The 10,996-nt window shown below is 35.7% G+C and carries 8 protein-coding genes; 5 read left to right on the forward strand and 3 right to left on the reverse strand.

The window, feature by feature from the left end:
- Window positions 1–144 precede the first annotated feature (144 nt).
- The 3 genes from JI750_RS05120 to JI750_RS05130 are packed head-to-tail and all read right to left on the reverse strand — an operon-like array spanning window position 145 to window position 2,226.
- A complete protein-coding gene (locus tag JI750_RS05120; RefSeq protein ID WP_201999238.1) occupies window positions 145–654 on the reverse strand; it encodes an acyl-CoA thioesterase in 510 nt (169 codons plus the stop codon).
- A gap of 33 nt (window positions 655–687) precedes the next feature.
- A complete protein-coding gene (locus JI750_RS05125) occupies window positions 688–1,071 on the reverse strand; it encodes a DoxX family protein (protein ID WP_111284241.1) in 384 nt (127 codons plus the stop codon).
- A 6-nt stretch (window positions 1,072–1,077) separates the two neighbouring features.
- Window positions 1,078–2,226, reverse strand: a complete 1,149-nt coding sequence (locus JI750_RS05130; protein WP_201999239.1) for a DNA polymerase III subunit — start codon at window positions 2,224–2,226, stop codon at window positions 1,078–1,080.
- 446 nt (window positions 2,227–2,672) lie between these two features.
- On the opposite strand from JI750_RS05130, the gene JI750_RS05135 reads away from it, so the two are divergent.
- From JI750_RS05135 to JI750_RS05155, 5 genes are all read left to right on the forward strand, one after another.
- Entirely contained in the window at window positions 2,673–3,125 is a 453-nt protein-coding gene (locus JI750_RS05135) for a hypothetical protein (RefSeq protein WP_095930184.1), read from the forward strand.
- A 182-nt stretch (window positions 3,126–3,307) separates the two neighbouring features.
- Window positions 3,308–4,600, forward strand: coding sequence for a beta-helix domain-containing protein (locus JI750_RS05140; protein ID WP_201999240.1), 1,293 nt, complete (start codon window positions 3,308–3,310; stop codon window positions 4,598–4,600).
- Window positions 4,601–4,700: 100 nt separating this feature from the next.
- Window positions 4,701–5,105, forward strand: a complete 405-nt coding sequence (locus tag JI750_RS05145) for a hypothetical protein (RefSeq protein ID WP_236672977.1) — start codon at window positions 4,701–4,703, stop codon at window positions 5,103–5,105.
- Window positions 5,102–6,541, forward strand: coding sequence for a gliding motility protein SprC (sprC, locus tag JI750_RS05150; RefSeq protein ID WP_201999242.1), 1,440 nt, complete (start codon window positions 5,102–5,104; stop codon window positions 6,539–6,541). Before JI750_RS05145 ends, sprC begins: the two co-directional genes overlap by 4 nt.
- Before the next feature lies 1 nt (window position 6,542).
- Complete coding sequence (locus JI750_RS05155; RefSeq protein WP_201999243.1) at window positions 6,543–10,919, forward strand: PorP/SprF family type IX secretion system membrane protein; 4,377 nt, start codon at window positions 6,543–6,545, stop codon at window positions 10,917–10,919.
- Window positions 10,920–10,996 lie beyond the last annotated feature (77 nt).

Below are 10,996 nucleotides of genomic sequence, written 5' to 3' on the forward strand. Positions count from 1 at the left end.
TTTTTCTAAATATCTTAAATTATTATTTTGCCTTTCTGGATAAAAATAAGAAAATTCTGCTGTATTTTTATTAGTCCGTTTTATAATTTGTAAAATTACTTCTTTTTTTGAAGTTTGATTGTTCCAAATTGTCACAAAATCGTTCTATAAAAATAAAGCCTTTAATTCTGTAGCATCAGAAGGTTTTATTTTGCCAGCAAGCAGTAAACTCAATTGTTTACGGCGAAGGGCAGCATCAAAACGTTGGATTTCTATATCCGTTTCTGGAATAATTGCAGGTACTTCAACTGGCCTGCCAGTGTCGTCAACAGCAACGAAAGTGTAAATAGCTTCGTTGGCTTTAGTTCTATTTCCAGATTCGCGATCTTCTACCCAAACGTCGATAAAAACTTCCATCGAACTTTTGAAAGATCTTGATACTTTTGCTTCAACAGTTACAACGCTTCCAAGCGAAATAGCTCTGTTAAAAGCAACGTGATTTACAGAAGCCGTTACAACAATTCGGCGCGAATGTCTGCGGGCTGCAATACTTGCTGCACGATCCATTCTGGCTAATAATTCACCACCAAATAGATTGTTTAAAGGATTTGTTTCGCTCGGTAAAACTAAATCAGTTAAAATAGTTACAGATTCTGAAGGATGTTTTGGATTCATTTTTTTGATCTAAAATTTAAAAATTTGTATTGGTTAATTTAACCAATAGACAGCCATAACGGCTGGTATAAAATATATAACAATGGTCCTCGCACCATCGTAATCTTTTGCAAGTCTTTGCCCAAAAAGCATCATTAGTAAAGAAATACATGAAAAGATAGCTCCGTAAAAACCAAATTCTCTTCCGTTATTTGTGAATAATTGGATTCCTCCAACAACACATAAAATACCAGAAATTAATTCCAAAATTAGTAAATGCAAAAGAGCCAATGGAACTTGATTTTTTAATGGAGTTTTAGCAAAGTGCTCTTTAAGCCAAGCTACATTATCTTTCCAGTAAAAAATTTTCTCGTAACCCGATTGTAAAAAAGTTAAAGCTAAAAAAGCTAAAAGTAAAATTGAGGCAACATTGTTCATTATGATTTATTTTTTATGAATTAAACGAGTCAATTTGATCGATAAATCGGTGAGGATTATCTTCGCATTTCCATTTCTTTCAATATGGTACATGGCATCTGAAAGCTCTTTGAATATTTCGTGAATGTTATTTCCGTTTACAAAAGGAGCAAAATTCTCTAATTTGAATTTATCCACCTTAGGTTCGATATAAACTAAGTCTTGAGCTTGGTAATTTAGCATAAGAGCTTGTCGAAACATTTCGATGCAGTATTGAATGAATTTTTTCTGGCTTTCACGACCAAGCGCAGCAATCTGCTCGCTCCAAGAAATTAAATCCTGAATAGCGGCAGCATTTCCTTTTGCTCTAAAAGCAGCTCGAACCCAATTGACAAACCATTGTTCGAACGGAAGATCATCGTCGTCTTCTTTTAAGAGATGAAGCGCTTTATTGAAATTCCCTTGCGCTTGATGCGCAATTTTTTTGGCTAGATTAGGATCTATATTTTCTTGGGCAACCAAAGCTTCAGCGATTACTTTTTCTGGAAGTCCGTTAAAGTGAATTACCTGACAACGCGAACGTATGGTTTGAATAATATCTTCTTCGTTTTCTGAAATCAGAATAAACATCGTTTTGTCTGACGGTTCTTCCAAAAGTTTCAGAAGTTTATTTGAAGCCGCAATATTCATTTTATCTGCCATCCAGATAATCATGATTTTGTAGCCGCCTTCATAAGATTTTAGCGAAAGCGATTTTAAAACTTCCTGCGCATCTTCTACACGAATTTCTCCCTGTTTGTTTTGTACGCCGAGAATTTTATACCAATCGAACAAACCTCCGTAAGGCATTTCTTGAATAAAGCTTCGCCAATCCTGAATAAAATCTAAACTTTTTGGTTTTGTTTTTACGTCTTCGGTGGTAACCGTGGGGTAAATAAAATGGAGATCGGGATGTGATATATTATCAAACTTAAGATTGCAAGAATCGTTTCCGTTCGAATTTTCGTCGCCAGTATTGCTGCACAAAATGTATTGAGCATAAGCAATGGCGGTTATTAAAGTACCAGATCCTTCTGGACCAACGAATAATTGTGCGTGAGGAATTCTACCAGAAGCAGCACTTTTTATCAAGTGGCTTTTGATGTAATCTTGACCTAAAATTTGAGAAAATTGCATGGGGCAAAGATAAAAGAAAATGTGTAGTCAAAAATTTTCCAGATGAGATTATTTGTAAGCAGAAATTTTCAAATTTAGTAACTAAGTCTTAGGACGTTTTTTTGAATTTTTCTGGATCATTTTCGACAGAATTTTGTTAATAAATCTCTTCAAGTTAGTAAATATCAAGGTGTTTTTGTTAATATTTTTTTTCTAAAATCGACAAACGTATGTTTTTTTTGGTTATTTATTGAGTCAATTTTATATTTTTTATAGTTAATATCTTACGATTTTTTAATTAACATTTTTAACAAAAAGCACGTTAAAACGCACATTTTCTCGACATAAGGCCAGTTTTTAAGTTTTTTTTAAGGTTTTTTTTTGAAAAAAAAAAGAGTTGGAGTTGTAATTTAAGTTAATTTATATATTTTTGTTTTTATCAACAACCAATTATAAAATAAGAATCTATGAAAGGGAAAATTATTCTATTTAGTGCTTTTTTTATCTTAACTACTGCGGCTGTTTCAGCACAAGCTAAAAACGCACCGAGAAGTATTATTAGTACAACTGCTCTTATCCGAAAATACCATGATCAAAAAGAATTAAGTGGTATGCAAAAGGGTGAACTTTTGGAATTATACATCGAGCGTATCAAAGTATTAGTTAAAACTCTCCCTTACATTGCTTTGGTTACAAAACCTGGAGTTACTATGGCAGACCTTGGTATTCCAGACGATAGTGAACACAAAAAAGTTTTGGATGCTCAAGCAGTTGGTACAACAACATTCTTAGATACAACAGTAGAATTCCAAAGAAAAATGATGCCTTACTCTGATAAAGGAAATCTAATCGCGGCAATTTTATTCTACGAAAGTACATTGAAATCATTACACGAGTTCAACGATTTGAACGAAATGTAATAAAGTAATTTTTTAAAATCTTTTTGGGAAAGTCTAAGTGAATACCAGCTTTGACGTTTTCGAAAAACAAAATAAAAAACAACTCACTCTCGAGGGTTCTGAAAAATTTCAGAAAACCCGAGAGGAGTTTTTACATTTACGCATACCCAAATTTATTATTAACCGTAATACCCCCCCTTATCATGAAAAAAATTACTCAATTGATCTGCGTTCTTTTGACAGTTGCGAGTATGAATGCTCAACAAGAGAAAGGAATTATGGGCTACACCAATTGGTTAAACAACTGGACAGAGTTTAAGCCTAATAAAGTTGACTATGGAGAAGCAAACCAAATTTTAGCAGGAAATATTTCTGTTAATACTAAGTTGCTGAAAAGAAATATATACGTTCTGCAAGGAAACGTTTATGTTACAAACAATGCTGTTTTAACTATTGAACCTGGAACAGTAATTATCGGTGATTTCGAAACAAAAGGAACATTGGTAATCACTAAAGGAGCACAATTAGTGGCTGATGGTTTAGAAACAGATCCAATCGTATTTACTTCAAACCGCAGTATGAAAAAAGCGGGAGATTGGGGTGGAATTGTAATCCTTGGAGATGCACCAATTAACAAATTCGGAAATGTAGGTTCTTATAACCTAGATCTTGATCCTACAATGACTACTTATGGTGGAGACAATGTAGCTTCAAACTCTGGTGTTTTAAGATTCGTTAGAATTGAATTTGCTGGTAAAAAAGTAAAAGGCTTAGATACTTTCAATGCTTTAACTTTAGCAGCTGTTGGTAACAAAACAGTTTTAGAAAATATTATGGTAAGTTACGCTGGAGGTGATTCTTTTGGAATCTTAGGTGGTGACTTAAATGCTACAAAATTTGTATCTTATAAATCAGTTAACGACGACTTTAAATTTTCTCAAGGAGTTCAATGTCGTTTCTTCAACTCTTTAGCAGTTAGATCTTCTTACTTCTCAAGTACTAAAGATGGATCTCGTTGTATGGAGGTTAGATCTTTTGAGAAGAAAAGTGAAACAGATTTCACTAAAAAACAAACTTTAGTTGTTGCAAGCAATATTACAATGGTTAATGACAGTGAAAACATTAACGCTGACATTCAAGCAGGTTTAGTAAAAGAGGCTGTTTATGTAGCTGAAAATGCTTCTCTTGAAATGAAAAGAAGTGTAATCTCTGGATTCAACCCTGCAGTATTATTAGATAGCAAAACTGAAATCAATGATGCCAACCTTAAAAAAATCAAATTTGAGGAAATGTATTTCAACTTATGTAAAGGAAATATCTTTACTGAATACAATTCGAACAATGAAGATTTAGAGAGCTGGTATGGAAACAGTGTTTTCTTTAACGTTTATTCACAAAGTGATAACAAAGAAACATTCATTGATATCTTCAATCCTAAAAAACCAGATTTCAGATTACAATTAGGAAAAATCACAGCTTCTAGCGGTAATAGATAAATAGTTTCGATTTTTATTTCCCACGCGTAAATTTTATTAATTAAGTCCCCAGACACAATTTATGTATCGTCTTAAGGGCCCAAATAAAGATCAAGACATAATGGTATCTACGAAAAAATATTTTTTATATATAATATTTTTGGTTTCGCCTATATCGTTAACTCTATATGCACAGAATACAGCAGAAAAACCTACAAAGGCTGCTGGTTCTGAGTGCAGTTTAACTTTGGCTTGCATTAACCAAAACGAAAATAATAATAGTGCTGTTATTGAAAACAGCAATTTTAATCAGTTTATAGTAGGGATGTCCAACCCCAAGGACAGCCTTACTATAGCAGCTGAATCAAATACTGTATCTAAAGACTGCGAAGAAAACTCGACACTTGCTGCAACTTCAATTCTTGCAAAAGAAGTAATTGAAAATTACAAGTATGATTTCTCTGAAACATTCATAGATATCTTGTTTTTTGAGCGTATAGATCTAGCAAGAACACGCACTATATGATTCAAAAAATTACTTTATCTTTTTTTAAAGTTATTCTATTATTTAGCATTCTACTGTTTGCTAGATCGAATTCCTATGCTCAAACTATAGTGCCTCTCCAGTTAGATGGTCTAGAAAAGCTTTGTGCTGGGAATTCGTTCAATGAATTCTATGCAACATTCAGTTATGTTAATTTTCCTGAAGGGACAACATTTGTAGTTGAACTTTTAGACGCTTCAAACAATCCAATTGCTACAACATTATTGCAGACTGTAGATGTTTCTGCTACTCAAAAAACAATAAAGTTTGCTGTACCAACAAGCTTAGTAGGTTCTGAAACATACGGATTAAGAGTTAAAAGTTCTACTTCAACAACGAGTCCAAGATTTAAGAATTCTCTAGGTAACACTTCATTTCCTGCTTATTTTAAGGATTATGAGACTACATTTTCTATTAATAACAAAGACACAAATGCAACACTTTGTGCAGGAGGTAGCATAACTCTTTCTATTGACAATGCAACGCCATCGGTACCATCTTCATCTCCTGTAAACTATCCAAATCTTAAATACACTTGGTATAAAGATAATGTCGCTATTACAGGACAAAGTGGTAAAACGTTAACTGTAAATGCAGTCGGAGATTATTATGTCGTTATAGACTATGGTTCTTGTACCGACGTGAACTTTAGTTCAAATCACGTAAATGTTGCAACTACTTCTTCAGGCTCTGCAGTTACTATCAATTCTAGTTTAGGTAATCCATTTTGTGCAAGCGGTACAGGTACAATCTTAACTGCGACATCAGGAAATAAATATCAGTGGAAAAAAGATGGTAATATTATCAATGGCGCTACAAATAGAACCTATTCAACAAATGAATCTGGAGTTTATTCTGTAGAAGTTGACTTTGGAGGATGTACTGCTATAGGAACTATTAATCTTCAAAGCAATGGTTTCAATGCTAGCATTGATGCTCAAGACGGATACAAATTAAGTGAAGGAGAAACTTTAACGGTTACGATAACAACAGATGCTGTCAATCCAACTTACGAATGGTATTTGAATGGAAATTTAATTGCCGGCGAAACTTCAAATTCTTATTTAGTTGCTGTTAAAGGTAATTATACAGCAAAAGTTTCTCAATCATCTGGTTGCGTTGCAAACAGAGAATTTTCATTTAAAATAAATGGAGATTCTGGCCCATCAAGCGTTATTCCAAATATCATCAAATTATCTGGAGATATTCCGTATTGGAATATTCCGGACGAATATAAAAATGCAAACACTAAAGTAATGATCATTAGTTCAAACGGAGATATGGTTTTGGATGTAGTGAATTACCAAGGCGATTGGCCTCAAAGCAATATAGATTTTAAAAATGTAAATCCCGTTTATTACTATGTCATTCAGTCCGACACAGGTGAAAAAAAAGGATCAATAACTGTTATAAAATAATATGAAGAAACTTTTACTATTCATCACGTTATTTTACGGTTTATCAAATGTACTCTATTCTCAAAATGCTACCGAGGATGGAGTTGTTTCGTTTTCATTACCCATAAGAAATTCTTTAAAGTTTAATAGATATTTAATTAACCCAACATTTAGTTTTGTTAGAGAATCAAATCCTTATGTAAGTTTCTATAACAAAAGACAATGGGTTCAGTTTGATAATGCTCCACAGACTTATTTGGCCAATTATTCTGGACGTTTTAGAGAAAATGAAGCATTTGCAGTTGGATTATTTCAGCAAAATTACGGTCTTATGACTGTTTTTGGAGGAGTTGCCAATTTCGCTCATAATATCGTTCTTGAAGAAGATAGCAACTTAACTTTTGGTTTAAATGCAGGAATTTATCAAAGCGGTATAAATACAGGAAAAATTATATCTGATGATTCAACAATTTTAACTGGAGATTTTCCAAAAAGCACTCTTTTAACGGTAAATCCAGGGATTAACTACGGTACTACTTTTTTTGATTTCGGATTAGCTATTAACAATTTAGTACTTTATAATTTCGGATCTGGAATGGTAAAGGAAGACCCAGAAAGAGCTATTCAATTGCATGCCATGTATACGGGATACATTGACAGTTATGGCTTTTTTGACAGAAGTAAATTTTCTGGAATTGTTAGAACAGAAATTAAAAAAGACAAAACAGTTATTTCAGGTTTAGGAATGCTTGCACTTCAACAAGGAGTTTGGGCACAATTAGGCTATAATACATTATATGGAGTTTCAGCAGGACTTGGAGTTAATATCTCTCCAAGTATTGCCATTGAATATAATTACGAAAGAGGAATGGGCAATTTCTCTAATTTAGGTGGTTCTCATGAATTTGCTATTGCCTACAAATTCAAAAATAGAAATTACTATTACGGAGATGACGATGAAGGTTCATTGATTGATCCTTCAAAACCAAAATCTGTACCAGCAAAACCAAAATCGGAAGCAACTCAGGTTAACAGAACTGAAATTGCTGAAAAAAATAGATTAGCTGCAGAAGAAAAAGCAAAAGCAGATGCAGAAGCAAAACAAGCAAGATTAGCGGCAGCAGAAAAAGTTAGAGCTGACGCTGAAGCAGCAGCAAAAGCAAAATTAGAAGCAGATAATAAAGCTAAAGCAGACGCTGAAGCTGTTAAAATAAGGTTGGCTGCAGAGGCAAAAGCTAAAGCAGATGCTGCAGCTGCTGCAAGAGCACAAACTGCAACAGCAAATAGAGCGGTTGCAGCAACACAAAAAACACAAGCTCAATTGGCTGCTGACAAAGCGAGAGCAGATGCAGAAGAGCGTAGAATAAAATTAGCTGCAGATAACAAAGCTAGAGTAGATGCTGCGGCAGCGGCAAGAGCACAAGCGGCTGCAAACAAGCCTACAGCTACAGTTGCTCAAAAAACACAAGCTCAATTGGCTGCTGATAAAGCAAAAGCTGATGCAGAGGCAATGAAATTGAAATTGGTAGCTGATGCAAAAGCTAAAGCAGATGCAGAAGCAGCGGCTAAAGCAAAAGCAGAGGCGACGAAAACAACTGCAGCGCCACAAAAAACAGCGGCACAATTAGCAGCAGATAAAGCACAGGCAGATGCTGAAGCAATGAAATTGAAATTAGCTGCGGAAGCAAAAGCAAAAGCCGATGCAGAAGCTGCAGCTAAGGCAAAAGCAGAAGCTGCAAAAACAGCTCCAGCGCCACAAAAAACACAAGCTCAATTAGCTGCTGAGAAAGCAAAAGCAGATGCAGAAGCGGCAAGACAAGCAAGATTGGCGGCAGCTGAGAAAGCTAAAGCAGATGCAGAAGCAGCAAGATTAAAATTAATTGCTGACAATAAAGCAAAAGCAGATGCTGCTGAAGCAAAACGTAAAGCCGATGCCAAAGCAAAAGCAGAAGCGGCAGACATGCAATCAATATTAGCTGCAGATGCGAAAGCAAAAGCAGATTCAGATGCATTGCAAGCACGTTTAGCTGCAGAAGCAAAAGCAAAAGCGGCAGCTGAGGCTAAGACTAAAGCTTCTATTGATGCAGCTAACAAAGCAAAAGTCGCTGCAGATTTAAAAGCAAAAGCTGCTGAAGAAGCTGCACTTAAAGAAAAAGCCGCTGCAGATGCCAAAGCAAAAGCAGATGAAGAAGCAAGACAAGCACTTATAGCTGCAGAAGCAAAAGCAAAAGCCGATGCAGAAGCACTGAAAATAAAACAAGCTGAAGAGGCACGCCAAGCACAATTAGCTGCAGAAGCAAAAGCGAAAGCAGATGCTGAGGCACTTCAAGCTAAACTTGTAGCAGATGCTAAAGCTAAAGCTGATGCGGAGGCTGCAGCAAAAGCGAAATTAGAAGCAGAAGCAAAGGCAAAAGCCGATGCTGAAGCAGAAAAAGTAAGATTGGCCGCAGAAGCAAAAGCACAAGCAGATGCTGAAGCAGAAAAAGCAAGATTGGCAGCTGAAGCGAAAGCAAAAGCAGATATGGAGGCTTTACAAGCGAAACTAATTGCTGATGCAAGAGTGAAAGCAGATGCAGAAGCTACAGCAAAAGCAAAAGCCGATGCTGAAGCCAAAAAATTGAAAGAAGAAGAAGATGCCCGTCAAGCGAAATTAGCAGCAGAAGCAAAAGCGAAAGCCGATGCTGAAGCAGAGAAAGCAAGATTAGCAGCAGAGGCAAAAGCAAAAGCAGACGCTGAAGCAGAGAAAATAAGATTAGCGGCTGAAGCAAAAGCAAAAGCTGATGCAGAAGCCCTTCAAGCTAAACAAGCAGCTGAAGAAAAAGCTAGAATTGAAGAAGAAACTCGTCAGGCAAAATTAGCTGCAGAAGCAAAAGCAAAAGCTGATGCAGAAGCATTACAAGTTAAACAAGCAGCTGAAGAAAAAGCTAGAGTTGAAGAAGAAGCTCGCCAGGCTAAATTGGCCGCAGATGCAAAAGCAAAAGCAGATGCTGAAGCTTTACAAGCTAAATTGGCAGCAGACGCTAAAGCAAAAGCAGATATGGAAGCTCTTCAGGCAAAATTACTTGCTGATGCAAAAGTAAAAGCAGACGCAGAAGCAACCGCGAAAGCGAAAGCAGAAGCAGAAGCTAAAAAATTACAAGAAGAGGAAGATGCACGACAAGCTAAGTTAGCTGCAGACGCAAAAGCAAAAGCTGATGCGGAGGCATTAAAAGCAAAACAGGCAGCTGAAGAAAAAGCTAGAGTTGAAGAAGAAGCTCGCCAAGCGAAATTAGCAGCCGATGCAAAAGCAAAAGCAGATGCAGAAGCTTTACAAGCTAAATTGGCAGCAGACGCAAAAGCAAAAGCTGATATGGAAGCTCTTCAAGCTAAACTTTTAGCAGATGCAAAAGCAAAAGCAGATGCAGAAGCTACTGAAAAAATGAAAGCTGAAGAAGAAACAAGATTGTTAAGAGAAGAAGAGGAGCGTCAGGCAAGGTTAGCAGCAGAAAAAGCGAAGGCAGATGCAGAAGCTACAGCACTAGCGGCAAAAGCTAAAGATGATACAGGAAAAGCTATTGAAAACTTAACAAAATCGGTTGAGAGTACAAGTAAAGTACAAACGGATTTACTAGATCAGTTTAAAGCAACAGTTGCAAATAAGCAAAAAGACTTGAATGATCTGAAAGAGGAGAATGACTTAAGTGAAAAAGGTATTTATAAAGAGCCAAAACCATTCAAGAGTGTAGCGGCAGAAAACAGTCAGATTGAAGCATTAAAAGTTCAGATTGCTGATGCAAATAACAGCATGAAAAATGAGATTGCAAAGCTGACAAATCTTTATAACGAAAGGCTTAAAAAGTTCCCTAAAGATGATCCTTTGAATAAAGCTTATCTAGAAAAGATAAACGAATTGAAAGCGGCTCAGTTGAAAATGGAAAGAGAAGGCGCTGCTTTAATTGCCGATTTAGAGCGTATTAAAACAGAGACTGAAATTGAGCGTAAACGTAGAATTAAACGTGCGGCTTATGAGAATGATGAAGGAAGATATGCGCAGGATGTTGCCGCTCTTAAACGAATTAAAGAGACAACGAAACTAAGCAGCACGCCACTGAAAGCAAATGATTTTGATTTTGGTGAAGAACAGTCAAATATGCAGATTATTAAGAATATTAAAAATTCTGATAGCGGGTATTATATGATTATTGCGGTTCACAACAGTGTAGAGAAACGTGATGAGTTCTTAGCAAAAGCAGTTGCTGCAGGACGTTCGGATATTAATTTCTTTTACAATGTGACAACAAGTAAATATTACATCTATTATGAGAAGTTCGATGGTTTACAAGAGGCAACAAAAGCTTTAGAAGCAAAAGGTAATAAACCATACAACGGAAGAATGGCCATTGTAAAAGTGGAGAATTAGTAAAAACAGTAGTCTCTCTTAAAAGCTAAGAGAGACATTGAAATAAATGTTATCAAAAACAAATTTTTTTATTCACT

The sequence above is a fragment of the Flavobacterium tagetis genome (genome assembly GCF_016735615.1).
Taxonomy (GTDB): Bacteria; Bacteroidota; Bacteroidia; order Flavobacteriales; family Flavobacteriaceae; genus Flavobacterium; species Flavobacterium tagetis.